Origin of the sequence: Azospirillum sp. CT11-132, from assembly GCF_047302835.1 — a bacterium.
Lineage (GTDB): Bacteria > Pseudomonadota > Alphaproteobacteria > Azospirillales > Azospirillaceae > Azospirillum.
In genome coordinates, this window is record NZ_JBGLZA010000008.1 from 333,652 (window position 1) to 359,992 (window position 26,341).

Here is a 26,341-nt window from a genome sequence, read left to right on the forward strand (position 1 = left end):
CGCCGTCAGTGGTCCGATCCGGCGGCCGCCATCTCGACGGTCGGGGGTTGGCCGCGCAGGACGGTGTTGCCTTCGAACAGCAGGCGCTGGTCGACCGGCAGCGGGATTTCCAGCTCCGCCGGGTCGAGCCGGCCGCTCTGGGCGTAGAAGGCGATGGGGTTGCGCCAGACGATGGTCTCGATGGCCTCTTCCGCGATGCCGGCGTCGCGCATGGCCTGCGCGGTCTTCGGCACCTTCAGCGGGTCGCTGATCCCCCAGTCGGCGGAGCTGTTGACCATGATCCGCTCCGGCCCGAAGGCCTGGACCAGCCCGACCATGCGCGGCTCGTCCATCTTGCTGCCGGGATAGATGGTGTGGCCGGCCCAGCAGCCGCTCTCCAGCACCATTTCCAGCGTCAGTTCGTTGTTGTGGTCGATCAGGGTGAGGTGCGGCGGCATCCCGGCCTCGCGCAGCAAGTCCAGGGTGCGGCGGGTGCCGGCCTTCTTGTCGCGGTGGGGCGTGTGGATCATCACCGGCAGGCCGTGGTTCTTGGCCATTTCGACCTGCCGGGCGAGGATGTCGTCCTCCGCCGGGCTCATGTCGTCGTAGCCGATCTCGCCCACCGCGACGACGCCCTCCTTCTCCAGGTAGAGGTCGACCAGTTCCAGCACGCCGTCGACGATGTCGGGGGTGTTGGCCTCCTTGGGGTTCAGGCCCAGCGTGCAGAAATGGCGGATGCCGAACTGGCTGGCGCGGAAGCGTTCCCAGCCGATCAGCGACAGGAAGTAATCCTCGAAGCTGCCGGCGTGGGTGCGCGGCTGGCCCAGCCAGAAGGCCGGTTCGGTCACCGCGACGATGCCGGCCCGGCGCATGGCGGCATAATCGTCGGTGGTGCGCGACGTCATGTGGATGTGCGGGTCAAACAGCTTCATCACGTCAGGTTCCCAGATCGAGGAGGAAGTCGAGGTCCGCCGGCACCGGCCGGCCGGAGGCCCGCCGTTCATCGCGGAAATCGGCGGCCATGCGGCGCAGTCGGGCCGTCGTCCGGTCCGCCAGTCCGACCACGCGGGCTAGCGATGCGCCGGTGAACACCGCCTTCAGCACCATCTGGTTGAAGACCGGCTCGGCGAAATGGTCGGCGGGATAGCGGTTGTCGCAGGCGATGGCCTCGAACACCGGCTGCACGCTGGAGCGGCAGGCGTCGGCGGCGAGACCGGCGAAGCGGGCGGGGTCAGGCAACAACATCAGCGACTGGAGGATCGCCGCCCGCTCCGTGCTGTCCGACCGGCGGAAGGCGGTCGCCAGCCGGGCGGGGGCCTTCTCCCCTGCGGCAATGACCGACGCGGCGAGCAGGGCGGCGCGGGCGATGCGGGAGGGCGGCCAGCCCTGCGGTGCGGTGGCGCCCAGCCTGCGGCCGGCGATCGCGAACAGCCGCATGAACTCCGCCGTGCCGGGCAGGGGCGGGGCGGCGAGGATCGTCTCAAGCCATGCCGCGGCCTCGCGGTCCTGTTCGGCGACCAGGGCGGTCAGGATGCCGGGCATGGCTTCGGGTGCCGCGGCGGGCAGCATCGTCGGATCGGCCATCCCCGTTCCACATGCCCCTGCTCCACACGCCCCTGCTCCACACTCCATGGTCGTCATGGGTGCCGGCTCCTGCGTTGCGACGTTCTGTAGGCCGACAGCGCAAGTTTGGGTGCGGGTGTCGGCCGGCGACACCCCATATGGGATGCATGAAACGTTGGTATGTCAACTGACGATACGTGTCAGCTCCGGGGAATGGATCGGTCTGGGGTGGAACGGCGTGGAACAGTTTTTGGCGGATGTTCCATCCAGCGGCGGCCGGGCCAGGATGGCGGCGATCATCTCGGGGCTGGGAGGGGTGCGCTCGCGCAGGTTTCCGGCGAGGTCGTCGTCCGGTTCGGGGACGGCGACGGTGGGCGGATCTTCCGGCCGGGGGGCCGGGGGTGGGAGGCCGGGCGTTCGGCCGCCGGGGCGTCGAGACCGGCGAACAGCCCCAGCCGGTCGGCCAGCCAGCGCACCGTCGCCGGATCGCCCATGGAGACCAGCCGTTCGATCTGCTCGGCGACCAGGGCGCGGATCGAGGACAGGCGGAGTTCGGCCTCGCGGTTCAGCGCCTGCCGTTCCCACCACACCCTGTGACGAAAATCCTTGGACCCGTAATAGGCCCGCCAGAGAGTCGTCCGGCTGCACCCCATGGCACGCGAGACCTGGAGGAAGCTGCTGCCGCGCGCCAGCATGCCGGCAGCCATGATCCATTGCTCCTCGTGGAACTGGGATCCGGGGATGAGCGAGCCTTCGGCGGGCACCGGCGGCTCTTCGGCCCAGCGGGGGAAACGGTCGCCAAGAGCGTTGGGGGCAAGGGTGCGGCTGTCGAGCGCCATGGTTTTGCTCCTTGGATGGGTGGAACCTTTGGCGGAGAGCTTATGGGAATTTGATCCTGTTCTGGGGAGTTTTTGTGCAAAAGTCGGGGCGCTGCCCTGTGTCGCAGGGCTTGGCCCTTCCCAGCGCAGGCCGTCCGGGTCTAAAGCCATGGCGATGACCGGTGTACCGTACGACTGCGACGTTCTGGTGGTGGGTGGCGGGAACGCCGCGCTCTGCGCCGCCATCGCCGCCCGCCGGGCCGGCGCGGCGGTCCTGCTGCTGGAGGCGGCGCCCAAGGCGCTGCGCGGCGGGAACGCCCGCCATTCCCGCAACATGCGGGTCATGCATGACGCGCCGACCCCGTGGGTGCGGGGGCGCTATCCGGCCGACGATTATCTGGCCGACCTGCGGCGCGTAGCCGGGGATGCAGATGACGGGCTGGCGCGGCTGTTCGTCGACGCCAGCGCCGACATCGTCGATTGGCTGGCCGGCAACGGCGTGCGGTTCCAAAGCTGTGCCGACGAGGTGCTGCCCTATTCGCGCAAGACCGCCTTCTTCCTCGGCGGCGGGAAGGCGCTGGTGAATGCGCTCTATGCCACCGCCGATGGGCTGGGCGTCGCCATCCGGTATGACAGCACCGTGCGAGGGCTGCATCTGCGCGACGGGGCGCCGGCCGTCACCGTGGGGGAGCCGGGCGTCACGGTGACGGCGCGGGCGCTCGTCGTCGTCTCCGGCGGGTTCCAGGCCGATCCCGGCTGGCTGCGGCGGGAGTGGGGCAAGGCTGCCGACCGGTTCGCGATCCGCGGCACCCCGCATGCGACCGGCATTCCGCTGAAGGCGCTGCTGGACGAGGGGGCGGAGCCGGTGGGGGCGGCGGATCGCTGCCACATGGTCGCGGTGGATGGCCGCGCGCCGCCCTTTGACGGCGGCATCGTCACCCGGTTGGACGGCATCGCCCACGGCATCGTCGTGGACCGGGACGGCCGTCGCTTCGCCGACGAAGGGGCGGTCGTCGGGCCGTCGCGCTACACGGCCTGGGGCGAGCTGGTGGTCCGGTGCCCCGGCGCCGTCGCCTTTTCGATCTTCGATGCGGCCATCGAGACGCGGTTCCGGCCCTCCATCTTTCCGGCGATCCGGGCGGACAGCATCGGCGAACTGGCGAGGGATCTGGGGATTTCTCCGCCGGCCTTGGAGGCCACGATGGCCGGCTTCAACGCCGCGATCACCGACGGAGGCGGCACGGCGGGCGTCGATCCGCCGAAGACACGGCTTGCCGAACCGATCATGGTCCCGCCCTTCGGCGCCTATCCGGTGCGGGCCGGCGTCACCTCCACCTGCCTGGGGGTGCGGGTCGATGAACGCGCGCGGGTGCTGCGGCGGGACGGGGCCGGTTTGGAGGGGGTTTATGCCGCCGGGGTCGTCATGGCGCCCAACATCCTCGGCTGCGGCTATCTGGCGGGCGGCGCCATGACGGTCGGCGCCGTGTTCGGCCGCATCGCCGGACGGGAGGCCGCAGCCCATGCCCTGCGCTGACGACGAGGCCGGCCGGATCGCGGGGGAGGCGCGGCGGGCGCTGGAGATCTGCAATGCCTGCCAGTTCTGCGACGGCTATTGCGCGGTCTTCTCCGCGCTGAAGCCGCGAAGACTGGTCTTGGCGGCGGACCTGACCTTCCTGTCCAACCTCTGCCACAACTGCCGGTCCTGCTATCACGCCTGCCAGTACGCACCGCCGCATGCCTTCGACCTGAACCTGCCGAAAAGCCTCAGTCTGGTCCGGCAGCAGACCTACCGCGACCATGTCTGGCCGCCGGTGTTGAGGGGGCGCCTGCCCGGCGCGGGGTGGTCCTTCGTCGCCGCCGTCACCCTGGCCGCGATGGCGCTGGTGGCGCTGCCGGCGGTCCTGAGCCTGCCGGCGGAGGTGCTGTTCGGGCGGCATGACGGGCCGGGCGCCTTCTACCGGCTGGTGCCGTGGGGGGCCATCGCCGGGGTCGCCGGGGCGGTGATGCTGTGGTCGCTGCTCGCCATCTGTTTCAGCGTGGCGTCCTTCTGGCGCGGCATGGGGCCGGCGCCGGCCGGAGCGGCGCTGTGGCCGGCTGTGCGTGATGCGCTCCGCGATGCGGCCAGCCTGCGCAATCTCGGCGGCGGCGGGGCCGGCTGCAACGATAGGGACGAACGCTTTTCCCAGGCGCGGCGGCGGTTCCACCATGCGCTGTTCTATGGGGTGGCGCTTTGCTTCGCCGCCACCGGCGTGGCGACCGTCTACGACCATGGACTGGGCTGGCAGGCGCCCTATCCGCTGCTGAGCCTGCCGGTCCTGCTCGGCGGGCTGGGGGGTGTCGGGATGGTGGTCGGCACGGCCGGGCTGGCGCTGCTCAAGCGGCGCGCCGATCCGGGGCCGGTGGCGCGCAGCCTGACCGGTGGCGATGGCGCCTTGCTGGCGCTGCTGTTCCTGGTGGCGGCCAGCGGCCTAGGGCTGCTCGCGATGCGCGAAACGGCGGCGATGGGGCCGCTGCTGCTGGTCCATCTCGGCCTCGTGCTCGGCTGGTTCGCGACGCTGCCCTACAGCAAGTTCCTGCACGCGCCGTTCCGCGTCGCCGCCCTGCTGCGGGCGGCGATGGAGCAGAAGCCCTCTCCCCCGCTCACGCGCAAACGTAGTTTGCGCTGACGCGACAGGCGGACCTTTGGTCCGCCGAAAGCGGGGAGAGGGGGACTTGGGCTGGCGATTAGGTGCGACCCAGTTCTCCATCCACCCGCCGCCACAGCCCCAACGGGTTGCCGTCGCGCAAGGGCTCCGGCAGCAGGTCGGGCGGCAAGTCCTGGTAGCAGACCGGGCGCAGGAAGCGGCGGATCGCCAGCGTGCCGACCGAGGTGCTGCGCGGGTCCGAGGTCGCCGGGAACGGGCCGCCATGCACCATCGCGTGGCAGACCTCAACCCCCGTCGGCCAGCCGTTCGCCAGGATGCGGCCAGCCTTGCGCTCCAGCGTCGGGATCAGACCCGCCACCGCGCCCTTGTCCTCCGCATCCATCTGCAAGGTCGCCGTCAGCTGCCCTTCCAGCTTTTCCGCCACCGCTTTCATCGCCGCCACGTCCGGGCAGCGGATCAGCAGCGACGCGGCGCCGAACACCTCCTCCTGCAACTCGGTGTCGGCCAGGAAGGCGTCGGCCGTCGTGGTGAAGAAGGCCGCCTGCGCCTGGTTCGGGCCGCTGCAGGCCAGACCGCGCGCCAGCGTCGTCACATCGCCGCTGCCGGCCAGCTTGGCGACGCCGGCGTCATAGGCAGCGTGGATGCCCGGCGTCAGCATGGTCGAGGCCGCACTGCCGCCGAGAGCCGCAACCGCAGCATCGACGAAGCGGTCGAGGTCCGGCCCTTCGACGCCCAGCAGGATGCCGGGGTTGGTGCAGAACTGCCCGGCGCCCATGGTCAGCGAGGCGACGAACGCCTTGCCCAGAGCCTCGGCCCGCGAGGACAGCGCCGCCGGCATCAGGAAGACCGGGTTGATGCTGCTCATCTCGGCATAGACCGGGATCAGCTCCGGCCGCCGGGCCGCCACCTCCATCAGCGCCAGCCCGCCACGACGCGAGCCGGTGAAGCCGACCGCCTTGATCCGCGGGTCGGCGACCAGCGCCGTGCCGATCTCGTTGCCGGTGCCGAACAGCAGGGAGAAGACGCCCTCATGCAGGCCGCAGGAGGCGACCGCCGCCTGGATGGCGCGGCCGACCAGCTCCGACGTGCCGGGATGGGCGCCATGGCCCTTCACCACCACCGGGCAGCCGGCGGCGAAGGCCGAGGCCGTGTCGCCACCGGCCACCGAGAAGGCGAGCGGGAAGTTGGACGCGCCGAACACCGCGACCGGCCCCAGCGCGATGTGGCGCTGGCGGATGTCGGATCGGGGCAGCGGCGTGCGCGCCGGCAGGGCCGGGTCGATGCGGGCCTCGATCCAGCTGCCCTCGCGGACGACCTGGGCGAACAGGCGGAGCTGGCCGACGGTGCGGCCACGCTCGCCCTCCAGCCGGGGGCGCGGCAGGCCGGATTCGGCCATGGCGCGGGTGATGAGGTCGTCGCCGATGTCGAGGATGTTCTGGGCGACCGTTTCGAGGAAGGTCGCGCGCTGCTCCAGGCCGGTCTCGCGGAAGCTGTCGAAGGCGGCCCAGGCCAGGGCGCAGGCGCGCTCCACCTCTGCCGCGCCGCCGCCGCCGAAGACGGGCTCCAGCACCTCGCCGGTGGCGGGGTCGACGGCGCGGAACTCGCCCTGGGCGCCGCGGTGGGCGCTCGCGCCGATCAGCATCTCGCCGGTGATGGTCATGATGTCTCCTTTGTGGGCAGGGGTCGGCTGGCGATTGCCCCCACCTAACCTCCCCCGCTGGGCAGGGGAGGGACTGCCGCCACTCTCCCGCTTAAGCACTTGTCCCCTCCCCCGCCCAGCGGGGGAGGGTTAGGGTGGGGGTCTAACGCCGCCGCAATCCGCGTTCATCTGCTGGGCATGCCATCTATCACGTCATCACTCATCATACAAGTGCGCAACAATCCGACCCGCCCATATGCGCCAATATCGTGCTGCCGCCCTGGTTTGCTTGTCTATTGTCGTATAGGTTTTGTGGGTGTTAACTTTCCGGGTGGCGTGGTGACGGGCGTTCGGCCCGGAGCCTTAGGTTGGGTGAGGATGGTGATGACAGCGCGCAGGCGCCGGGATCCGCTGGCGAAGCAACTGGTGGATGCCCTGGCCGAACGGATTTCCAGCGGACAGTTCAAGAGCGGCGACCGGCTGCCGAGCGAACAGGATCTGATCGACGAATTCGGCGTCAGCCGCACCGTGGTGCGCGAGGCGATCGCAAATCTGAAGGCGGTCGGCATGGTCTCCACCCGGCAGGGGCTGGGCGCCTTCGTCCTGCGCGACGCCGCGATCCTGCCCTTCCGCATCGAGGAATCGTCACTGGAGGCGGTGAACGAGGCGATTTCGGTGCTGGAGGTCCGCATCAGCCTGGAATCGGAAGCTGCCTATCTGGCCGCCATCCGCCGCGACGACAGCCAGTTGGCCCGCATGCGCGAGGCGCTGGACACCATGACGGCGGCGGTGGAGGCGGGCGAGGACGCCATCGACGCCGATCTTGCCTTTCACAGCGCCATTGCCGCGGCGACCGGAAACAAGCATTTCCTGGCCCTGTTCTCCTATCTCGGATCGCTGCTGATCCCGCGCGCCCGCGTGCGCTACGGCCATCTGGAGGGCGATTCGCGCCGGCAGTATCTGCGGCGGATCAACGACGAGCACCAGACCATCTATTCCGCCATCGAACGCCAGGATCCGGAAGGCGCCCGCGCCGCCATCCGCCTGCATCTGAACGGCAGCCGCGACCGGCTGCGCGCCGGCGGCGATTTCAAGACGGCCGCCGCGGCGGGCTGAACGCCGGGACAAATTCGGTCCCCGACACAGCAGAAAAGCTGTCGCCTGTTGCGCCCTCTCCCGAGGCCGGAGAGGGCGTTTACCGCCCGCCGATTGGTGGGAAGGCTGATTGCCTCTGTGCGCATCAAACCACTTGTATGATGACTGATATGATGGTAGTCGTCCTGTCATCGGACGCCGCCGGTGTTGAACGGATCGCCGCAACACCGGCCCGCGGCTTCGTCTCCGCGGACAGTCACCACCGTTTTTCCAAGGATGCCCCCGATGGAACCGCAAGCCCTGAAGGCCGTCGTCAGCGAAGGTCTTCTGTCGTTCCCGCTGACCGATTTCACCGCCGACGGCACCTTCGAGCCGGGCGGCTATGCCCGCCGCCTGGAATGGCTGAAGCCCTATGGCGCGTCCGCCCTGTTCGCCGCCGGCGGCACCGGGGAGCTGTTCTCCCTGACCCCGGACGAGCACAAGAGCATCGTGTCGCTGGCCGTCGAGGTCTGCGGCAAGGACGTGCCGATCATCGCCGGCGTCGGCTACTCCACCCGCATCGCGATCGAGATGGCGCAGGCCGCCGAGAAGTCCGGCGCCGCCGGCATCCTGGTGCTGCCGCATTATCTGACCGAAGCCGACCAGGAGGGCGTCGCCGCCCATGTCGAGGCGATCTGCAAGTCGGTCGGCATCGGCGTCATCATCTACAACCGCGCCACCTGCAAGCTGGGCGCCGACCGGCTGGCCCGGCTGGCGGAGCGCTGTCCCAACCTGATCGGCTTCAAGGACGGGCTGGGCGACATCGAGATGATGACGACCATCCGCCGCAAGATGGGCGACCGCTTCAGCTATCTGGGCGGCCTGCCGACCGCCGAGGTCTATGCCGCCGCCTACCGCGCCATCGGCGTGCCGGTCTATTCGTCGGCCGTCTTCAACTTCATCCCGCGCACGGCGATGGAGTTCTACCGCGCGATCGCGTCGGGCGATACCGCCACCACCGACCGGCTGCTCGACCAGTTCTTCCTGCCCTATCTGGCGATCCGCAACCGCAAGGCCGGTTATGCCGTCAGCATCGTCAAGGCGGGCGCCGCCATTGTCGGCCGACCCGCCGGCCCGGTGCGCGCGCCGCTGACCGACTGCACGCCGGCTGAGGTCGAGGAGTTGCGCGCCCTGATCGAGGCGCTGGGTCCCCAGTAACTCAAGTAAGCCACGGCAACACGCCATCGCCGGTCGGGCAGGCGCCGGGCTTCAGTCCCCGACGCCGGACACAAGGTGCAGCCAATGACGCCGGATCCGTCGAACGGGTCCGGAAACGGACTGCCGCGCCTGCCCGCCCTCATGCCTTGAGGGAGGAAATTCCATGACATTCGAGAGCACCGCCGAGAACACCACCGCCAACGGCGCGGCCGAACGGTCCGCCTTTTCCGCCGCAGCGGCCACGGCCAAGCGGACCAACGTCCGCTACCTCATCCTCGCGATGCTGTTCCTGGTCACGGTCGTCAATTACGCCGACCGCGCCACCCTGTCGATCACCGGCCCGGTGATTTCGAAGGAACTGGGAATCAGCGCGGCGGAAATGGGCTTCATCTTCTCCGCCTTCGGCTGGGCCTATGTGCTGGGCCAGCTGCCGGGCGGCTGGCTGCTCGACCGCTTCGGGTCGAAGATCGTCTATGGGCTGAGCATCTTCACCTGGTCGGTCTTCACCCTGATGCAGGGCACCATCGGCTTCCTGGCCGGCGGGGCCGCGGTGATGATGCTGTTCGCTCTGCGCTTCGCCGTCGGCTTCGCCGAGGCGCCGTCCTTCCCCGGCAACAGCCGCGTGGTGGCGGCATGGTTCCCGGGCAACGAGCGCGCCACCGCGTCGGCCGTCTTCAACTCCGCCCAGTATTTCGCGACGGTCATCTTCGCGCCGCTGATGGGCTGGCTGACCCATTCCTTCGGGTGGCACTGGGTGTTCGGCGTCATGGGCGGCCTCGGCATCGTCATGGCCGGCGTGTGGATGAAGACCGTCTATGCTCCCAAGGACCATCCCCGCATCAATCAGGCCGAGCTGGACTACATCGCCGCCGGCGGCGGTCTGGTCAACATGGACGACGGCAAGAAGACGGCGGTGGCCGAGAGCGGCGCGAAATGGGATTACATCCGCCAGCTCTTCGCCAGCCGCATGATGGTCGGCATCTTCCTCGGCCAGTTCTGCATCAACGCGATCACCTATTTCTTCATCACCTGGTTCCCGGTCTATCTGGTCCAGGCCCGCGGCATGTCGATCCTGAACGCCGGCTTCATCGCCTCCATCCCGGCGATCTGCGGCTTCGCCGGCGGCATCCTGGGCGGCGTGATGTCGGATGCGATGCTGCGCCGGGGCTATTCCCTGACCGCGGCCCGCAAGACGCCGATCGTGCTGGGCATGCTGATGTCGATGGCGATGATCGCCTGCAACTACACCGACCTGCAGTGGATCATCGTATCGCTGATGGCGCTGGCCTTCTTCGGCAAGGGCATCGGGGCGCTGGGCTGGGCGGTCATGTCGGACTGCGCGCCGAAGGAGATCACCGGTCTCAGCGGCGGCGTGTTCAACATGTGCGGCAACATCTCGTCGATCACCACGCCGATCATCATCGGCTACATCATCCAGACCACCGGCTCCTTCAACGGCGCGCTGGTCTTCGTCGGCGCCAACGCCCTGATCGCGGCGGTCAGCTATCTTGTCATCGTCGGCGAGATCAAGCGGATGGAACTGAGGACGTAACGGCCGGCGGGGCGGGGTTCCCGCCCCCGATCCGGTCCGTGTCGAACGGTTTGGCAGAGGTCATCCCATGTATATCGGCGAACAGCTCATCAACCCCACCGACAAGCGCCTGCGCCTGTCCGCCCAGCTCGGTGCCCGGGGCATCGTCATCGACAGCCGGCCGAACGCGCCGGTGATGGCCGACGGTGATGTCGAGGCCGGCCTGTGGGACGGCCGCAAGGTCGCCGCCCAGCGCAAATGGGTGGAGGGCCATGGCCTGACGCTGGACTGTCTGGCGCTGGACGTCGGCTCCATCCTGCTCGACAGCCTGCGGGCGCCGGAGAAGGCGGCGGCGACGGCGGAGCGGCTGCGCCACAACATCCGTGCCGCGGCGGACGGCGGTGTCGACACCGTGAAATACACCGTCGCCATGGTCGGCATCACCCGCACCGGCGAGGTGGAGGGGCGCGGCGGCATGCGCTGCTCGACCTTCAAGGCCGACGAGTACCGGGCGGAGAACGACGCCCGCTTCTCCTACTGGGGTACCGTGCTGCCGGACGACGAGGATGCGCGTGCCGGCGGCGCTGCCGAAACCTGCGGGCAGGTGATGGCCAGCGAAGCGGGCGGCGTCAGCGAGGCTGACGGCTGGCGCGCCATCGAGTATCTGGTGGAGGCGATCCTGCCGACCGCCGAGAAGGCCGGCGTCAAGCTGGCCTGCCACCCGCACGACCCGGCCTATCCGCCCGGCGGACTGAACGGCGTGCACCATGTGCTGGGGTCGCTGGACGGCCTGCGGCGCTTCATCAATCTGGCGCCGGAAAGCAAGTCGCTCGGCTTCAATTTCTGCCAGGGCACCATCGCCGAGATGTCGCGCGATCCGACCGCGACGGTGCTGGAGGCGATCCGCGAGTTCGGGCCGCAGAACCGCATCTTCATGGTCCATTTCCGCAACATCAAGGGCGGCTACCTCGACTTCCGCGAGGCGATGCCGGATGAGGGGTCGGTCGACATGGCGGCCTGCATCCGCGCCTATCGCGAGGTCGGATACCGGGGCATCCTCTGCCCCGACCATGTACCCTTCTCCGAGGTCGATCCCGACCGCGAGCGGTTCTTCGCCTTCGCGCTCGGCTATACCCAGGCGCTGCTGCAAGCCGCCTGATCCGCTTTTCCCCGCATTTCCCGCTGTCGAGACCCCGCATCATGGCCACTCAGATGTCCTCGCCCAAAGTCACCGAAATGCTGGTCGTGCCGGTCGCCGGCCAGGACAGCATGCTGCTGAACCTGTCGGGGGCCCATGCGCCCTACTTCACCCGCAACGTGGTGATCCTGAAGGACAGCGCCGGCCACACCGGCGTCGGCGAGGTGCCGGGCGGCGAGAAGATCCGCCAGACGCTGGAGGATGCCCGCGCCCTGGTGGTCGGCCAGCCGGTCGGCGCCTGGAACAACATCCTCAACAGCGTGCGCCGCGGCTTCGCCGACCGCGATTCCGGCGGGCGCGGTTTGCAGACCTTCGACCTGCGCATCACCATCCATGCGGTGACGGCGCTGGAGGCGGCGCTGCTCGACCTGCTGGGCCAGTTCCTGGAGGTGCCGGTTGCGGCCCTGCTGGGCGAGGGGCAGCAGCGCGACGCGGTGGAGATGCTGGGCTACTTGTTTTACGTCGGCGACCGCAAGAAGACCGACCTGCCGTACCGGGCGGAGCCGGACGCCAGGGATGACTGGTTCCGCCTGCGCAACGAGGTGGCGCTGACCCCCGACGCGGTGGTGCGGCTGGCCGAGGCCGCCCATCACCGCTACGGCTTCAACGACTTCAAGCTGAAGGGCGGCGTGCTGCGCGGCGAGGAGGAAATCGAGGCGGTGACGGCGCTGGCCAAGCGCTTCCCGCAGGCGCGCGTGACGCTGGACCCCAATGGCGCGTGGTCGCTGGAGGAGGCGATCCGCCTGTGCAAGGGGAAGGGCGACGTGCTGGCCTATGCCGAGGATCCCTGCGGCGCCGAGCGGGGCTATTCCGGTCGCGAGGTGATGGCGGAGTTCCGCCGCGCCACCGGCCTGCCGACCGCCACCAACATGATCGCCACCGACTGGCGCCAGATGGGCCATGCGATCCAACTGCAGTCGGTCGATATCCCGCTGGCCGACCCGCATTTCTGGACCATGCAAGGGTCCGTCCGCGTCGCCCAGATGTGCCACGAGTGGGGGCTGACCTGGGGTTCGCACTCCAACAACCATTTCGACATTTCGCTGGCGATGTTCACCCATGTCGCCGCCGCCGCGCCGGGCCGGATCACCGCCATCGACACCCACTGGATCTGGCAGGACGGCCAGCGCCTGACCAAGGAGCCGTTCCGCATCGAGGGCGGTCTGGTCGCCGTGCCGCAGAAGCCGGGCCTGGGCGTCGAGATCGACATGGACGAGCTGGCGAAGGCGCATGACCTCTACAAGCGGCATGGGCTGGGGGCGCGCGACGACGCCACGGCGATGCAGTATCTGATCGCCGGCTGGACGTTCGACAACAAGCGGCCGTGTCTGGTGCGGTGAGGTTGTTTTCCTACGAGGCGTGACGCCGGGAGAATCCCCTCTCCCCCCCGGGGAGAGGGTTAGGGTGAGGGGGACGCGTGGCAGACCTTTACCGAGAATCCTCCCCGTGCATCCCCCTCACCCCGACCCTCTCCCCGGGGGGGAGAGGGGGTATTTGGCAAAACAGTCAGGGCAAGCCATGACCCAGAAGCCTCTCTATATCCTGGTCCATCCCGAGGACAACGTCGCCATCGTGGTGAATTCCGGCGGGCTGCCGCCGGGGACGGAGTTCGAGTGCGGGCTGGTCCTGACCGACTTCGTGCCGCAGGGCCATAAGGTGGCGCTGGCCGATCTGGATGAGGGGGCGTCGATCGTCCGCTACGGGCAGGTGATCGGCACCGCCGCCCGGCCGATCTGCCGCGGCGCCTGGATTGAGGAATCGCTGGTCCGCCTGCCGGATGCGCCGGAGCTGGACACACTGCCGCTGGCGACCGCCGTGCCGCCCGACGCCCCGGCGCTGGACGGCTATAGCTTCCAGGGCTATCGCAATCCCGACGGGACGGTCGGCACCAAGAATGTGCTGGGCATCAGCATCAGCGTGCAGTGCGTGGCCGGGGTGATGGATTTCGCCATCGACCGCATCAAGAAGGAGCTGCTGCCCAAATACCCCAACGTCGATGACGTGGTGGCGCTGAACCACACCTACGGCTGCGGCGTGGCGATCAACGCGCCGGGGGCGGTGGTGCCGATCCGCACGCTGCAGAACCTCGCCCGCAACCCCAACCTGGGCGGGGCGGTGATGGTGGTCGGGCTGGGCTGCGAGAAGCTCCAGCCGGAACGGCTGCTGCCGGCCGGGGTGGAGCCGAGCATCGTCACCCTGCAGGACGAACGCCACCAGGGCTTCGGCGACATGGTCGCGTCCATCCTGGAGATGGCCGACCGCCGGCTGGCGCAACTGAACGAGCGGCGGCGCGAGACCTGCCCGGCGTCCGATCTCGTCGTCGGGCTGCAATGCGGCGGCAGCGACGCCTTTTCCGGGGTGACCGCCAACCCGGCGGTGGGCTATGCCGCCGACCTGCTGGTGCGGGCCGGGGCGACGGTGATGTTCTCCGAAGTGACGGAGGTGCGCGACGCCATCCACCTGCTGACCCCGCGCGCCATCGACGAGGAGACCGGCCGCGCGCTGATCCGCGAGATGCGCTGGTACGACGATTACCTCCAGGTCGGGTCGGCCGACCGCAGCGCCAACCCGACCCCCGGCAACAAGAAGGGCGGCCTCGCCAACGTGGTGGAGAAGGCGCTGGGCTCCATCGCCAAGTCGGGCACCAGCCCGATCGTCGGCGTGCTGTCGCCGGGCGAGCGGGCGACGCGCAAGGGGCTGCTCTATGCCGCCACGCCGGCCAGCGACTTCATCTGCGGCACGCTGCAACTGGCGTCGGGCTGCAACATCGAGGTGTTCACCACCGGCCGCGGCACGCCCTATGGCCTCGCCATGGCGCCGGTCATCAAGGTGGCGACGCGGACGGAGCTGGCCTCGCGCTGGCACGACCTGATCGACGTCGACGCCGGCCGCATCGCCACCGGCGAGGCCACCATCGAGGAGGTGGGCTGGGAGCTGTTCCGCCTGATCCTGGAGGTGGCGAGCGGCAGCAAGCAGACCTGGGCCGATCACTGGGGCCTGCGCAACGCGCTGACCCTGTTCAACCCGGCGCCAGTGACCTGATTTGCGCTCACCTGATCGGGGGCTGGATCTCATGCCCCCTGCCGCGGAGATGACCGGAGCAACCGGCGCCCGCGGCGGGTGGACAACCACACAAGGGAGGAAATCATGGGACGCCGTTACGGCATCGCGCTGGCGATGCTGCTGTCTTCCGCTGCCTTCATCGCAGCCGTGCCGGCGCAAGCCGACAGCTTCGCGTATGTGTCCAACGCCGCCAGCAACGACATCAGCGTCTTCCGGCTGAACGGCGAGACCGGCGCCATGACCCCGATGGGGACGGTGCACTTCGTCGGGGTCGACAAGCCCGGTTCCTCCACCCCCCTGGCGGTCAGCCCGGACCGGCGCTTCCTTTATGCCGGCGTGCGGTCGCAGCCCTATCAGGTGCAGGTCTTCGCCATCGATGCGGCGACCGGGAAGCTGAGCCATCTCGGCAGCGGTCCGCTGGCCGACAGCATGGCGAACATCGTCACCGATCGCAGCGGCAAGTATCTGCTGAGCGCGTCCTATGGCGGCGACAAGGTGGCGGTGAATCCGATCGGGCCGGACGGCAAGGTGGGACCGCCGCAGCAGGTGGTCGCGACCGGCAAGAACGCCCATTCGATCCAGCCGTCGCCCGACAACCGTTTCGCCTTCGCCACCAATCTGGGGTCCGACCGGCTGGTGCAGTTCCGCCTCGACGCGGCCACCGGAACGTTGAGCGAGAACGACCCGCCGTCGGTGACGCTGCCGGCGAAGTCTGGGCCGCGCCACATCACCTTCCATCCCGACGCCCGCCATCTCTATCTGGTGGACGAGCTGGATGCCGCCGTCGCCGTGTTCGCGTACGATCCCAAGACCGGCACGCTGACGGAAAAGCAGCGCCTGCCGTCCCTGCCGGCCGATTTCAAGGGTGAGCCCTGGGCTGCCGACATCCATGCGACGCCGGACGGCCGCTTCCTCTACATCTCCGAACGGCGGACCAGCACGATCCGCTCCTTCCGGATCGACCCGGAAAGCGGCCTGCTGACCCCGCTCGGCAGCGTGGCGACGGAGGAGCAGCCGCGCGGCTTCAACATCGACCCGACCGGCCGCTTCCTGGCGGCGGTGGGCGAGAAGTCCGACGGCATGACGGTCTACCGCATCGACGGCGGCAGCGGCGCGCTGACCACGCTGGCCCGCTATCCGACCGGCAAGCAGCCGAATTGGGTGGAGTTCGTCAGCGTGAAGTGAGGCCGCGGCGCCGTCTCGGTGGGGGACGGTCTCATCGCCGGCCCTTGGTCAGCGCGCTGCCGGCCGACGCGAACATGATGCAGGCGATGGCGGCCCACTGCACGGCGCTCAGCCGCTCGCCCAGCATCAGGAAGCCGATCAGCGCCGCCACGGCGGGGGAGGCGCTGACGGCGAGGCCGAAGACGTGGCTGGGCAGGCGGCGCAGCGCCATCATCTCCAGCAGGTAGGGCACCATGCTGGACAGCACTGCAACGGCGAATCCTGTGAGCAGGACCGCTCGCACCAGCAGCCCGGCGCCGGCGTGGGCGATCCCCAGCGGGACGGTGAAGCTGGCCGCCACCAGCATGCCCCAGGCCACCGCCTGCCCCCCCGGCAGCGCGGAGGCGCGCTTGCCGAAGACGATGTAGAGCGCCCAGCAGAAGGCCGCCGCCGCCGCATAGGCGATGCCGACGGGGTTCAGCGCGGCGGATGCCTCCCGCAGCGGCAGCAGCAGGACGAGGCCCACGGCGGCGCAGGCGATCCACAGGAAATCCTTCAGGCGGCGGGACCCCAGCAGCGCCACCGCCAGCGGCCCGGTCACCTCGATGGCGATGGCGATGCCGATGGGGATCAGCTCCATCGCCCGGTAGATCGACAGGTTCATCGCCCCCAGCGTGGCGCCGTAGACCAGCAGATTGCCAATGTCCGCCCGTCCCGGCAGGCGGCGCCAGGGCCGCAGGATCGCCAGCAGCATCAGCGCCGACAGCCCGACGCGCAGGCCGGTCACCCCCTCCGCGCCCACCAGCGGGAACAGCGACTTCGCCGAGGCCGCTCCGACATATTGCGACAGCAGCGACGCCAGCAGAAGCAGCAGCGGCAGCGCCGCCGGCTCTGCCTGCGCGGCGGTTGCGGGTGTGGTGTCGATGGATGCGTTCGCCACGCGCCCGGCTCCCGGCAGAGGATGATCAGGCGAAAAGATACTGTGACGAAGGGGCGCCGGGCGCTTAAGTTTCGGGAGTTAGACGCACCGTTCTTTCGCGAAAGCCGCCATGCGCTCAACGATCGCTCGCCCGCCCGACCAGTTGGCCAATCAGCTCGACGACCAGGACCGCGCGATCCTGCGCATCCTGCAGCGCGACAACAAGACCTCCCAGCGCGAAATCGGCGAGGCGGTCCACCTCTCCGCCCCGGCGGTGCAGCGCCGCATCGCCCGGATGGAGGCGGCCGGAGTCATCCGCCGCAACGTGGCGGTGGTCGATCCGGCCGCGGTCGGGCAGGGCGTGACGGTGGTGGTGGAGGTCCAGACGGTCAACGACCGCTCACCCACCATCGCCGCCGCCAAGCGGCTGTTCCGCGAGGCGCCGGAGGTGCAGCAGTGTTATTTCATCACCGGCAAGGCCAGTTTCGTCCTGATCCTGCTGGTCCCGGACATGGCGAGCTACGAGGTGCTGTCGCGCCGCCTGTTCGCCGACAACGAACTGGTGCAGTCCTTCCAGACGATGGTCGTGCTCGACCCGGTGAAGGTGACGCTGGAGGTGGATTTGTAGGGTAGGGTGACCCTGCCAAAACATGTTTCGGGTTTGACCCGCCTCTCATCCGATCACAGCATGCGCGTTTTTTTGCCGTCATCCCCGCGAAGGCGGGGATCCAGGAAACTCCGCAGATCAGCGGCGGATGTGGCTGGATTCCCGCCTTCGCGGGAATGACGACCGACAAAATCGCTTTATTCCAACGTCTTACGTGACGCTGAGATGTGTACATCCTTTAGCACCTTCGCAGGGGTGACGGCCGATCATCGCCCCCAAAATCTTACGGCCGCTCAGTCCGGCCACTCCTCGTACCCCCAATCCTCCGCATCCGGGTCGGCGGTGCCCAGCGGGGCCACCGTGGCGCCGGCGTCGAGAGCCGCGGCCAGCCAGGGTTCGACACTGGTGACGGGGGAGGTGCGGCACCAGCGGCGGCGGCGGCCGTCCCAGCGGCAATGGCCCTGGCGCTTCATCTCTTCGCGCAACTCCCAGGCGGGGATGGCGGGGAAGCGCAGTTCCAGCCCGCGCTCGCTTTGGGCGATCTCCACGATCTCCCCGGCGGCGGTGGTGTGGGTCAGGCCGTCTTCCAGGACTTGGCGCAAGGCCGCCGCCCGGTCCTCGCGGATGCGGGCCTCCGCCTCGCGCTGGCGGCGGCGGTCGGCCAGGGCGTCGGCGATCCAGTCCGGCGGCTCCTCCAGCACGCGGTAACCGGCGCCGCCGCGCGGGCCGGGTGCCTCTTCCAGCAGGCCCTCGCGCAGAAGGTCGGCAAGCAGGGCCTTCAGCCGGTCGCGGTCGGCGGGGATGCCGGGCTGACGGTTCGCCGCGGCGTCGGCGACGGTGAAGCGGTCGCCGGCCGCCCATCCCTCGTAGAGCGCGGCGGCCAGGGCGTGCAACTCGGCGACGCGGCTGCGCTGGTCGATCAGGTGCGCGGCGACGATGGGGTTCGGCGGCAGATCGACCCGGCCGGTGAGACCGCAAGTCCGGCATTGCCAGGCGGCGGGATCGGACAGCAGCACATGGGGGTCACAGCGGCGCTTGCGGCAATGCTCCTCGCTGCCCGGCTCCGGCAGGCCGCGCCCGCTGTCCAGCAGGGCGCGGATGGCGTCGAGCGGGGTGTCGGCGACGCTGCGCAGCCGGTCCAGAATGTCGGCAGGCAGCCAGACCTCGGCGCCGCCACCGTCGTCCGCGGCTGCGAAGCGGTTCTTCAAGGCGCGGCGGCGGGCGGGCGTCAGCAGGGCAAGGACCCTTTCGGCGGTGTAGCTCTCGTCGAAGGTATCGGCGAGCAACGCTTCCAGATCGCCGAGCATTGCCGGGGGCGCCAGCGCGCTTTCGTCCCCGGCGGCGAGGATGCGGCGGGCCTCGCCGAGGATTTCCGTACTGTCATCCGCTCCCATCGCCGCTCCCATCGCCATCCGCGCCCTGGTTCCCATCCGTTCCGCGTAGCAAGCTGGGCATGGCCGGAATGGCAATCAAGCGCCGGCTGGACGGTCGGCAGTGGCCGTATGGGACCGGAACGGCCCGGCGAAGCGCGGTGTTGACCGGGTGCAACGATCAGGCGTCAGAGACGGAAAGGTTTTCCTCCATGTCCAACAGCACCCATTTCGCCCCGCCCGGCCCGCTCGGCTTCGGTGGCGCGCCCCTGGGCAACATGTTCGAGGAGGTGCCGGACGAGACGGCCGAAGCCACGCTCGACGCCGCCTGGGACGCCGGCATCCGCTATTTCGACACCGCCCCCGAATATGGGCCCGGCATTTCGGAGCATCGCTTCGGCCATGTCCTGCGCAACCGGCCGCGCGACGAATTCGTGCTGTCGACCAAGGTCGGCCGGCTGCTGCGCGCCGATTCCAGCAAGGGAGGAAAGCATGGTCCCTTCGTGAAGGGACTGCCGTTCCGCGTCGATTACGACTACACCGCCGACGGCGTGCGGCGGTCCATCGAGGACAGCCTGCAGCGGCTGGGCATGGCCCGCATCGACATCGCCTATATCCACGACTGCGCCGAGGACGCGCATGGCGACCGCTGGCTGGAGGTGTTCGACACCGCCATGAAAGGCGCCGCCGTGGCGCTGACCCGGCTGCGCGAAGAGGGGGTGATCCGCGCCTGGGGCCTTGGCGTCAACCGGGTGGAGCCCTGCGTGATGGCGCTGGAGCGGGCGGACCCCGACGTCTTCCTGCTGGCCGGGCGCTACAGCCTGCTGAACCAGCCGGCGCTGGACGAGCTGTTCCCGCGCTGCGGCGAGCGCGGCGTGCATGTGGTGGTCGGCGGCCCTTACAATTCCGGCCTGATCGCCGGGGGCAAGACTTTCGAGTATCAGGAGGCCCCGTCCGACAAGGTGGCGGCGCGTGATCGGCTGGCGGAGATCGCCAAGCGCCACGGCGTCGATCTGCGCGCGGCGGCCCTGCAGTTCTGCGCCGCGCATCCGGTCGTCGCCTCGGTCATTCCCGGCACCAAGAATCCGGCGCGGGTGCGGGAGAACGTCGACCTGATGGGACAGCCGATCCCCGCCGATTTCTGGCGGGAGCTGAAGGCGTCGGGCGTCCTGCCGGAACAGGCGCCGACGCCGGCTTGAGGTGCCTCAGCCCTCCACCACGGTTCCGGGATGGGCTGCTTCGAAGCGGGTGGGGGCGATGCCGTGGGCGGCCAGCGCCGTGCGCAGCCGCTGCGGCGGCTCCTCCCGCGCCTCGTCGGTCAGGGAGAAGGTGCCCCAATGGATGCCGACGGCCTTCTTCGCCCCGACGTCCAGCATGATCCGCACCGCCTCGTCCGGGTCGCAATGCTGGGCGGACATGAACCAGCGCGGGTCATAGGCACCGATGGGGATCAGCGCCAGATCGCAGGTCCCCAGCCGTTCGCCGATGGCGCGGAAGGCGGCGCCGGTGCCATAGCCCGTGTCGCCGGCGAAATAGACCGAGCCGGCGGGCGTGCGCAGGACGAAGCCGCCCCACAGAGCCATCCGGCGGTCACGCCCGGTGCGCGAGGACCAGTGGTTGGCCGGTACGATGTGGACCTCCGCTTGCCCCCCCAGCTCGAACCGGCTCCACCAGTCGCCCGCCGCCGTCCGCACGCCGGGGATATGCTTGCGCAGGATGGTGTCGTTGCCGAGCGGCGTGACCATCAGCGGCGCGTCGCGCTGGTGCAGGCGTTTCAGCGTCGCCACGTCCAGATGGTCGTAATGGTTGTGCGACAGCAGAACCGCATCGATCTTCGGCAGGTCATGGAAGCGGATGGCCGGCGCGGTCACCCGTTTCGGTCCGGCGAAGCGGACCGGGCTGGCGCGGTCGGACCAGACCGGATCGGTCAGGACGTTCAGCCCGGCGGCTTGGACAAGCGTCGTCACATGGCCGACCACCGTCACGCGCAGCCCATCGACGTGCCGGGCCGGCATCACCGGCGCGACCGGCACCCGCCGCGGCCATTTGGCCGCCTTCCGGCCCCATTGCCAGCGGAGCAGCTGGCGCAGGCTGCGGTCGGTCTCCGGCTCGCCCGGATTGAAGAAGCGCAGCCCGTCGAAGTTCGACGTGGCGGGACCCTGCCAATAGGGATTGCGCATGCGCATCGGTTCCTTTGCAACGATGGTCCCGGAGGAGATGGTGTCGCTGCGGCGAAGTTCTATGGACCATCGGTGCGTGCTCGGGCTACTGTGCCGTCTTCATTCATGGTTTGATCCCGGTTCGATCCAATGCAGTCCGATACCCCGACCGACGAGCAGCATCGCGCCATCCAGGCGATCGACGCCTGGTACAAGGACGATGACGCCCAGCAGGTCTTCTGGCTGGCCGGGGAGGCCGGGACCGGCAAGACCAAGACCACCGCCTTCGTGCTGGAGCATCTGCTGGAGCGCCGCCGGCTGACCGACTATGTGGTGGGCGCCCCGACCGGCAAGGCGGCGCAGGTGCTGCGCCAGAAGGGGATCGAGGGGGCGGCGACCCTGCATTCGCTGCTCTACGCCCCGCGCAAGGACGGCGACACCGGCGAGCTGTTCTTCGCCCGCCGCAGCGACGGGCCGGTGGCCGACGCCGACCTGATCGTCTGCGACGAGGGGTCGATGATCGGCGACGATCTGGCGCGCGACCTGATGCGGACCGGCAAGAAGATCCTGGTCATCGCCGACGATTACCAGCTGCCGCCGGTCTCCGGCCAGGGGCTGTTCACCAGCGGCGAACCGGATTTCCGCCTGACCGAGCCGCACCGCACCGCCCGCGAAAGCCCGGTGATCCGGCTGGCCCACCTGCTGCGCCGGCAGGAGATGCCCCGGCGCTTCGGCTCGGTCGGCAAGGTCCATGTCCTGCCGCTGGAAAACCGCACCCAGTCGCTGGTGATGCGGACCTCGGCGCAGGCGATTTGCGGCACCCACCGCGTCCGCACCACCTACACCAAGCGGATGCGCAAACTGCTGGGCCACGATTCGGTGATGCCGCAGGCGGGGGAGCGGGTCATCTGCCGGCGCAACCAGAAGGACGAGGGGCTCTACAACGGCATGATCGGCGCGCTGACCCGGCCGGCCGCCGAGGCGCAGGGCCGCGAGGCCGGCCTGTGGTCGCTGGGCGTGCAGATGGAGGACGAGGTGCGGTCGCGCGGCAAGCTGATCGTCCATCCCTGGATGTTCCAGGCCCATTACAGCGAAGGCATGGTGCAGCCGCGGGTGGGCAAGGACATCCAGCTCTATGACTGGGCGTGGCTGATCACCTGCCATGCCTCGCAGGGGTCGGAGTTCCCGTCGGTCACCGTGGTCGACGATTCGGCCGCCTTCCGCGAGCACCGCTGGCGCTGGCTCTACACCGCCGTCACCCGCTCGCGCGAGGAGCTGGTGCTTCTGCTGCGCAACGCCGACCTCGGCGGGCCGTGGCAGGTTCCCGAATTCGACGACTGCCTGCCGGCCTGAACCAATAAACCCAGTTTATCGAACGCATCACTTCTTTGCGTTGGATGTGATCGGAAGCGGTCTCCATATTTCACGTGTCGGGACGGTATTTTCCGCTCCCGACCGCTTCCGGAGACTTCTTCCCATGGTTCGTGATACCGCAGCACCGGGAAGCCCCGTGCTTTCCCGCGCCGGCGGCCTTCTGCCCGGCCTTGCCCTGTGCGTTGCCGTGACCGCCCTGGCCTTCGCGGCGTCGGCGGCGGAGGTGGCGCTGTTCGGCCAAGCCTGGATCGAGGCGCTGGTCCTGGCGATCCTGATCGGCACCGTGATCCGCACCGCCTGGACGCCATCGGCGCGCTGGCATCCCGGCATCGGCTTTTCCGCCAAGATCCTGCTGGAGGTGGCGGTCGTGCTGCTCGGCGCGTCGGTCAGCGCCGCCACCATCCTGTCGGCGGGACCGGCCCTTCTGCTGGGCATCGCGGCGGTGGTGGCGATGGCGCTGCTGGCCGGTTTCGGCATCGGGCGGCTGCTCGGCTTGCCGGTGCGCATGGCGGTGCTGGTGGCCTGCGGCAACGCGATCTGCGGCAATTCGGCCATCGCCGCGGTGGCGCCGGTGATCGACGCGCACAGCGACGATGTCGCCGCCTCCATCGCCTTCACCGCCGTGCTGGGCGTCGCCGTCGTGCTTGGCCTGCCGCTGCTCGGCATCGGGCTGCAGCTGAGCGGCGTGCAGTACGGCGCGCTGGCCGGGCTGACCGTCTATGCCGTGCCGCAGGTGATCGCCGCCGCCGCGCCGCTGGGCGCCACCGCCGTGCAGATCGGCACGTTGGTGAAGCTGGTGCGGGTGCTGATGCTGGGGCCGGTCTGCCTGCTGCTGTCGCTGCTGGCGCCCCGGCTGGGCGGGGAGGGGGCCGGCGCCTGCGCCGACATGGCGGAGCGTCCGCGCCGGACCCATCCGCCGGTCCACCATCTGGTGCCGTGGTTCATCCAGGGCTTCCTGGCGATGATCGTCCTGCGCTCGCTGGGGCTCATTCCCCCGGCCGCCCTGCCGGCGATGGAGCATGCGGCGACCCTGCTGACGGTGGTGTCGATGGCGGCGCTGGGGCTGGGGGTCGATGTGCGGACGGTGGCGCGGGCCGGGGGGCGGGTCACCGCGGCGGTCGTCCTGTCCCTGCTGGTGCTGGGCGGCATCAGCCTGACGCTGATCCGGTTGATCGGGCTGGCCTGAGATCCGCCTGGGCCTGAAACGGGCGGGAGTCTACATCCGGCAACCAGGGAGCGCATTGATTCAGATTAATGCAGAATTCCGCCACTGTGCGATCCTGAGATCACCAACCCCTCCCGCCGGCCCCCCAAACCAATCGGCCGGGCGGCGGGGCGGGCCCCGCGGGGGAGACGCCTTGCAGGTGCCGCTCCCGCGCAGAACAAGGAGTATGGTCATGCGTCAACCGGTGCAGATCGCCTTCCGCAACATCGACCCCTCTCCCGCCCTGGAGCATCTGATCCGCGAACATGCCGACAAGCTCGACCGCTTCTTCGGCGGCATCATGGCCAAGCGCGTGGTCTTCGAGGTGCCGCACCGCCACCAGCATCAGGGCAAGCATTACACCGTCCAGGTCGCGCTGACCGTTCCCGGTGACGAGTTGGTCGTGCACAGCGACAAGTCCGGCAACCATGCCCACGAAAGCGCCGATGCAGCCATCCGCGATGCCTTCGACGCCGCCCGCCGCTCGCTGGAGCGCTTCGCCGAGAAACAGCGCGGCGAGTGAAGGCCGGCGCCTTCCAGCAGACCTACCCTGAACCATCCCTTCCGCGCCCGTCCGGTCCGTCCGGACGGGCGCATTGCATTTCTGCGTCGGGACCGTGCCGGACCGATCCTGCTTGCGGGTGCGCTGCACACTATGGTTGTATCACCCAATGCCCATCGTCAGGGTCCTGAAATGATCGAAAACAGTTCCTCGATTCTGGAGAGCCACAATGTCTCCGTGGTCGGATCGGGGGCGGAGACGCTGGTCCTGATACCCGGCTTCGGCACCGAACAGGTGGCCTGGCGCCATGTGGTGGCGGCATTCCGGGGCGGTTATCGCATCGTGCTGCTGGATCTGGCGGGAGTCGGGCCGGGAAGCCAATCCCACTTCGACCATGTCCGCTATGGCTCCCTGGACGCCTATGCCCGCGACGTGACGGCCGTCCTTGAAGCGCTCAGGATCGAGAATTGCGTTTGCGTCGGGCATTCGGTGGCGGGGATGGTGGCGGCGCTGGCCTCGATCAGGGCGCCGTACCAGTTCCGCAAGCTCATCATGCTGGGTGCGTCGGCCTGCTACGGCAATGTCGGCGACTATCGCGGCGGGTTCGACGGCGGCGACATCAACGGACTGATCGACAGCGCGACCCAGGACTATATGCAGTGGACGGCGCGTTTCGGGCAAATGGTCGTCGACCGTCCGGCGGAGGACCCGACGGTGCGGGAGTTCGTCGCCAGCATGCGGGCGATGCGCCCGGACATGGCGCTGTCGCTGTTGCTGACCGTGCTGCGCAGCGATCTGCGCAGTCGCCTGGGCGATGTCACGGTGCCGGCGGTCATCCTGCAGACCCGGCAGGATCCCGCGGTGACCATTGAGGCGGCGGAGTTTCTGCGCGACCATCTGGCGGACAGCGTGTTGGAGATCCTCGACGCATCGGGCCATCTGCCCCACCTGTCGGCACCCGAAACGGTGATCGCCGCGCTTGCCCGTCATCTCTCCTGAGTTTGCTAATTTAGTGATGGCGTTACGGAAATCCTGCGTCGAACATTTAGAACCTAAACCAAGGTATAGGGTGGTTCGACCTAAACACTGCCGTGGTTAATCTGCGTCTAGTGGTTCGCGGCATATGGTCGCGTTTACCCTGTGCGGGCAAGTCGGGCGGGCGGTCTTCCGGAAGACGGAGACGCCGGGCCGCGAGCAAACGCAAGGGAGACGCACATGGCCTCGGCCCATCAGACCAATCTGCATCTGCACTATGTTCCGACGCCGGACGAGCCGGAGGTGCTGGTCGTCGGATCGGGCGGCGGCATGGTCGGGGTTTCGCGCATCCGCTGCGCGTCCGGCGGCGTCGGCTATTTCAGTCCGGCATCGGAAGATGCGTTCCTGGTCAGCCATCATCTCTCCAACTTCCAGTCCGACGTCTGGGTCGACGGACGGCTGGTGGAGAAACCGGCCGATATCACCGGGCTGACCTCGATCCACGACTACCGCCGCAAGATCGACTGCCACATGCGCACGGCCTTCGACACGCTGACCTTCCATCTGCCCCGCGCGGTGCTGGAAGGCGCCTGTTCCGAGTCCCGCGGCGGGCGTCTGGCCGACCTCTCGATCCCGCCCAGCACCCCGATGAACGATCCGACGGTGCGGGCGCTGGCATCGGCCATCCTGCCGACGCTGGAGTTTCCGGAGCGGATCAGCCTCTTGTATCTGGACCATGTCTGCTCGGCGCTGGCGACCCACATCGTCACCGCCTATGGCCGGGTGAGCGCGCCCAAGCCCGGCGGGACTCTGGCTCCCTGGCAGGAAAGGCGGGTGAAGGAGATGATCGCCGCCAATCTCGACGGCGACATCCGGCTGGCCGACCTCGCCGCCGAATGCCGGCTGTCGGTTGGGCATTTCGTCCGCGCCTTCCGCCGCACCGCCAACACCACGCCCTACCAGTGGTTGCTGCACCAGCGGATCGACCATGCCAAGACGCTGATGCGGGACGGGTCGCAGACGCTGGCCGACGTGGCGCTGGCCTGCGGCTTCGCCGATCAGAGCCACTTCACCCGCACCTTCAGCCGGCTGGTCGGCATTTCGCCTCGCAGCTGGCGGCGACGCAACGTTGGAGCAGACACGCCGATGCCGGTGGGCCGACCGCCCTGCGCGCCGGCTGAAATCTCCTTTTGAGGCGAAATAATCCCCTCTCCCCCCCGGGGAGAGGGTTAGGGTGAGGGGGATGCACTACGTGGCTATCCCGAGAATCCTCGCCGCGTACCCCCCTCACCCCGACCCTCTCCCCGGGGGGGAGAGGGAGATCTCACCGATGCTGCGC

General features: G+C 69.1%; 23 protein-coding genes. 16 read left to right on the forward strand and 7 right to left on the reverse strand.

Features of this window, described 5'->3' with window-relative positions; all coding sequences use genetic code 11:
* Nucleotides 1-5: 5 nt before the first annotated feature.
* The 3 genes from ACCD06_RS30165 to ACCD06_RS30175 all read right to left on the reverse strand — a co-directional run bounded on the left by ACCD06_RS30165 (nucleotide 6) and on the right by ACCD06_RS30175 (nucleotide 2,381).
* A complete protein-coding gene (locus tag ACCD06_RS30165) occupies nucleotides 6-911 on the reverse strand; it encodes a TatD family hydrolase (protein WP_413345750.1) in 906 nt (301 codons plus the stop codon).
* A 4-nt stretch (nucleotides 912-915) separates the two neighbouring features.
* Nucleotides 916-1,563 (reverse strand): EboA domain-containing protein, encoded by a 648-nt coding sequence (locus ACCD06_RS30170; protein ID WP_413345752.1) that lies wholly within the window; start codon nucleotides 1,561-1,563, stop codon nucleotides 916-918.
* Nucleotides 1,564-1,838: 275 nt separating this feature from the next.
* Nucleotides 1,839-2,381: a hypothetical protein gene (locus ACCD06_RS30175; protein WP_413345755.1), complete on the reverse strand. Its 543-nt coding sequence runs from the start codon at nucleotides 2,379-2,381 to the stop codon at nucleotides 1,839-1,841.
* On the opposite strand from ACCD06_RS30175, the gene tcuA reads away from it, so the two are divergent.
* Nucleotides 2,380-3,894, forward strand: coding sequence for an FAD-dependent tricarballylate dehydrogenase TcuA (tcuA, locus tag ACCD06_RS30180; protein ID WP_413345757.1), 1,515 nt, complete (start codon nucleotides 2,380-2,382; stop codon nucleotides 3,892-3,894). The two genes, ACCD06_RS30175 and tcuA, sit on opposite strands and share 2 nt — an antisense overlap.
* On the forward strand, nucleotides 3,881-5,026 hold the full coding sequence (gene tcuB / locus ACCD06_RS30185) for a tricarballylate utilization 4Fe-4S protein TcuB (protein WP_413345759.1): 1,146 nt from the start codon (nucleotides 3,881-3,883) through the stop codon (nucleotides 5,024-5,026). The genes tcuA and tcuB overlap by 14 nt, the downstream gene beginning before the upstream one ends.
* 58 nt (nucleotides 5,027-5,084) lie before the next feature.
* On the opposite strand, the gene ACCD06_RS30190 is transcribed toward tcuB, so the two are convergent.
* A complete protein-coding gene (locus tag ACCD06_RS30190; RefSeq protein ID WP_413345761.1) occupies nucleotides 5,085-6,665 on the reverse strand; it encodes an aldehyde dehydrogenase (NADP(+)) in 1,581 nt (526 codons plus the stop codon).
* Nucleotides 6,666-7,028: 363 nt separating this feature from the next.
* Between ACCD06_RS30190 and ACCD06_RS30195 the strand changes: the two genes are divergently transcribed.
* From ACCD06_RS30195 to ACCD06_RS30225, 7 genes are all read left to right on the forward strand, one after another.
* Nucleotides 7,029-7,760, forward strand: coding sequence for a FadR/GntR family transcriptional regulator (locus tag ACCD06_RS30195; RefSeq protein ID WP_247871714.1), 732 nt, complete (start codon nucleotides 7,029-7,031; stop codon nucleotides 7,758-7,760).
* A gap of 264 nt (nucleotides 7,761-8,024) precedes the next feature.
* Nucleotides 8,025-8,936: a 5-dehydro-4-deoxyglucarate dehydratase gene (gene kdgD / locus ACCD06_RS30200; protein WP_413345764.1), complete on the forward strand. Its 912-nt coding sequence runs from the start codon at nucleotides 8,025-8,027 to the stop codon at nucleotides 8,934-8,936.
* A gap of 163 nt (nucleotides 8,937-9,099) precedes the next feature.
* A complete protein-coding gene (locus tag ACCD06_RS30205) occupies nucleotides 9,100-10,488 on the forward strand; it encodes an MFS transporter (protein ID WP_413345766.1) in 1,389 nt (462 codons plus the stop codon).
* Between the two features lie 67 nt (nucleotides 10,489-10,555).
* Nucleotides 10,556-11,626, forward strand: coding sequence for a mannonate dehydratase (locus tag ACCD06_RS30210; protein ID WP_413345768.1), 1,071 nt, complete (start codon nucleotides 10,556-10,558; stop codon nucleotides 11,624-11,626).
* Between the two features lie 41 nt (nucleotides 11,627-11,667).
* A complete protein-coding gene (gene gudD / locus ACCD06_RS30215; RefSeq protein ID WP_413345770.1) occupies nucleotides 11,668-13,005 on the forward strand; it encodes a glucarate dehydratase in 1,338 nt (445 codons plus the stop codon).
* Between the two features lie 178 nt (nucleotides 13,006-13,183).
* Entirely contained in the window at nucleotides 13,184-14,707 is a 1,524-nt protein-coding gene (gene garD / locus ACCD06_RS30220; protein WP_413345771.1) for a galactarate dehydratase, read from the forward strand.
* 105 nt (nucleotides 14,708-14,812) lie between these two features.
* Nucleotides 14,813-15,913: a lactonase family protein gene (locus ACCD06_RS30225; RefSeq protein ID WP_413345773.1), complete on the forward strand. Its 1,101-nt coding sequence runs from the start codon at nucleotides 14,813-14,815 to the stop codon at nucleotides 15,911-15,913.
* A gap of 31 nt (nucleotides 15,914-15,944) precedes the next feature.
* On the opposite strand, the gene ACCD06_RS30230 is transcribed toward ACCD06_RS30225, so the two are convergent.
* On the reverse strand, nucleotides 15,945-16,832 hold the full coding sequence (locus tag ACCD06_RS30230; protein WP_413345775.1) for an EamA family transporter: 888 nt from the start codon (nucleotides 16,830-16,832) through the stop codon (nucleotides 15,945-15,947).
* A 109-nt stretch (nucleotides 16,833-16,941) separates the two neighbouring features.
* Between ACCD06_RS30230 and ACCD06_RS30235 the strand changes: the two genes are divergently transcribed.
* Nucleotides 16,942-17,439: an Lrp/AsnC family transcriptional regulator gene (locus tag ACCD06_RS30235; protein ID WP_109075895.1), complete on the forward strand. Its 498-nt coding sequence runs from the start codon at nucleotides 16,942-16,944 to the stop codon at nucleotides 17,437-17,439.
* A gap of 272 nt (nucleotides 17,440-17,711) precedes the next feature.
* Here the strand turns inward: ACCD06_RS30235 and ACCD06_RS30240 are convergent, their stop codons facing one another.
* The gene (locus ACCD06_RS30240; protein ID WP_413345777.1) at nucleotides 17,712-18,812 is read right to left on the reverse strand and encodes a hypothetical protein; all 1,101 of its coding nucleotides are present in this window, start codon (nucleotides 18,810-18,812) and stop codon (nucleotides 17,712-17,714) included.
* Nucleotides 18,813-19,000: 188 nt separating this feature from the next.
* Here ACCD06_RS30240 and ACCD06_RS30245 point away from each other — a divergent pair, with 188 nt between their 5' ends.
* On the forward strand, nucleotides 19,001-19,987 hold the full coding sequence (locus tag ACCD06_RS30245; RefSeq protein ID WP_413345779.1) for an aldo/keto reductase: 987 nt from the start codon (nucleotides 19,001-19,003) through the stop codon (nucleotides 19,985-19,987).
* A 6-nt stretch (nucleotides 19,988-19,993) separates the two neighbouring features.
* Here the strand turns inward: ACCD06_RS30245 and ACCD06_RS30250 are convergent, their stop codons facing one another.
* Nucleotides 19,994-20,968 carry an MBL fold metallo-hydrolase gene (locus ACCD06_RS30250; RefSeq protein ID WP_413345781.1) on the reverse strand — a complete coding sequence of 325 codons (975 nt, stop codon included), beginning with the start codon at nucleotides 20,966-20,968 and terminating at the stop codon, nucleotides 19,994-19,996.
* Nucleotides 20,969-21,097: 129 nt separating this feature from the next.
* Here ACCD06_RS30250 and ACCD06_RS30255 point away from each other — a divergent pair, with 129 nt between their 5' ends.
* The 5 genes from ACCD06_RS30255 (at nucleotide 21,098) to ACCD06_RS30275 (ending at nucleotide 26,196) form a co-directional block, all read left to right on the forward strand.
* Entirely contained in the window at nucleotides 21,098-22,300 is a 1,203-nt protein-coding gene (locus tag ACCD06_RS30255) for an ATP-dependent DNA helicase (protein WP_109075892.1), read from the forward strand.
* A gap of 124 nt (nucleotides 22,301-22,424) precedes the next feature.
* Nucleotides 22,425-23,507, forward strand: a complete 1,083-nt coding sequence (locus ACCD06_RS30260; protein ID WP_413345783.1) for a YeiH family protein — start codon at nucleotides 22,425-22,427, stop codon at nucleotides 23,505-23,507.
* A gap of 211 nt (nucleotides 23,508-23,718) precedes the next feature.
* Nucleotides 23,719-24,048 carry an HPF/RaiA family ribosome-associated protein gene (locus ACCD06_RS30265; protein WP_136701983.1) on the forward strand — a complete coding sequence of 110 codons (330 nt, stop codon included), beginning with the start codon at nucleotides 23,719-23,721 and terminating at the stop codon, nucleotides 24,046-24,048.
* 171 nt (nucleotides 24,049-24,219) lie between these two features.
* The gene (locus ACCD06_RS30270; RefSeq protein ID WP_413345785.1) at nucleotides 24,220-25,026 is read left to right on the forward strand and encodes an alpha/beta fold hydrolase; all 807 of its coding nucleotides are present in this window, start codon (nucleotides 24,220-24,222) and stop codon (nucleotides 25,024-25,026) included.
* 216 nt (nucleotides 25,027-25,242) lie between these two features.
* Nucleotides 25,243-26,196 (forward strand): helix-turn-helix transcriptional regulator, encoded by a 954-nt coding sequence (locus ACCD06_RS30275; RefSeq protein ID WP_413345787.1) that lies wholly within the window; start codon nucleotides 25,243-25,245, stop codon nucleotides 26,194-26,196.
* The last annotated feature ends 145 nt before the right edge of the window (nucleotides 26,197-26,341 follow it).

Bases quoted from the DNA above. Each gene is read 5' to 3' on its own strand.
- ACCD06_RS30165 (WP_413345750.1), bottom strand. From the start codon at position 911: ATGAAGCTGTTTGACCCGCACATCCACATGACGTCGCGCACCACCGAC.
- ACCD06_RS30170 (WP_413345752.1), bottom strand. From the start codon at position 1,563: ATGGCCGATCCGACGATGCTGCCCGCCGCGGCACCCGAAGCCATGCCC.
- tcuA (WP_413345757.1), top strand. From the start codon at position 2,380: ATGGTTTTGCTCCTTGGATGGGTGGAACCTTTGGCGGAGAGCTTATGG.
- ACCD06_RS30175 (WP_413345755.1), bottom strand. From the start codon at position 2,381: ATGGCGCTCGACAGCCGCACCCTTGCCCCCAACGCTCTTGGCGACCGT.
- tcuB (WP_413345759.1), top strand. From the start codon at position 3,881: ATGCCCTGCGCTGACGACGAGGCCGGCCGGATCGCGGGGGAGGCGCGG.
- ACCD06_RS30190 (WP_413345761.1), bottom strand. From the start codon at position 6,665: ATGACCATCACCGGCGAGATGCTGATCGGCGCGAGCGCCCACCGCGGC.
- ACCD06_RS30195 (WP_247871714.1), top strand. From the start codon at position 7,029: ATGACAGCGCGCAGGCGCCGGGATCCGCTGGCGAAGCAACTGGTGGAT.
- kdgD (WP_413345764.1), top strand. From the start codon at position 8,025: ATGGAACCGCAAGCCCTGAAGGCCGTCGTCAGCGAAGGTCTTCTGTCG.
- ACCD06_RS30205 (WP_413345766.1), top strand. From the start codon at position 9,100: ATGACATTCGAGAGCACCGCCGAGAACACCACCGCCAACGGCGCGGCC.
- ACCD06_RS30210 (WP_413345768.1), top strand. From the start codon at position 10,556: ATGTATATCGGCGAACAGCTCATCAACCCCACCGACAAGCGCCTGCGC.
- gudD (WP_413345770.1), top strand. From the start codon at position 11,668: ATGGCCACTCAGATGTCCTCGCCCAAAGTCACCGAAATGCTGGTCGTG.
- garD (WP_413345771.1), top strand. From the start codon at position 13,184: ATGACCCAGAAGCCTCTCTATATCCTGGTCCATCCCGAGGACAACGTC.
- ACCD06_RS30225 (WP_413345773.1), top strand. From the start codon at position 14,813: ATGGGACGCCGTTACGGCATCGCGCTGGCGATGCTGCTGTCTTCCGCT.
- ACCD06_RS30235 (WP_109075895.1), top strand. From the start codon at position 16,942: ATGCGCTCAACGATCGCTCGCCCGCCCGACCAGTTGGCCAATCAGCTC.
- ACCD06_RS30240 (WP_413345777.1), bottom strand. From the start codon at position 18,812: ATGGGAGCGGATGACAGTACGGAAATCCTCGGCGAGGCCCGCCGCATC.
- ACCD06_RS30245 (WP_413345779.1), top strand. From the start codon at position 19,001: ATGTCCAACAGCACCCATTTCGCCCCGCCCGGCCCGCTCGGCTTCGGT.
- ACCD06_RS30250 (WP_413345781.1), bottom strand. From the start codon at position 20,968: ATGCGCAATCCCTATTGGCAGGGTCCCGCCACGTCGAACTTCGACGGG.
- ACCD06_RS30255 (WP_109075892.1), top strand. From the start codon at position 21,098: ATGCAGTCCGATACCCCGACCGACGAGCAGCATCGCGCCATCCAGGCG.
- ACCD06_RS30260 (WP_413345783.1), top strand. From the start codon at position 22,425: ATGGTTCGTGATACCGCAGCACCGGGAAGCCCCGTGCTTTCCCGCGCC.
- ACCD06_RS30265 (WP_136701983.1), top strand. From the start codon at position 23,719: ATGCGTCAACCGGTGCAGATCGCCTTCCGCAACATCGACCCCTCTCCC.
- ACCD06_RS30270 (WP_413345785.1), top strand. From the start codon at position 24,220: ATGATCGAAAACAGTTCCTCGATTCTGGAGAGCCACAATGTCTCCGTG.
- ACCD06_RS30275 (WP_413345787.1), top strand. From the start codon at position 25,243: ATGGCCTCGGCCCATCAGACCAATCTGCATCTGCACTATGTTCCGACG.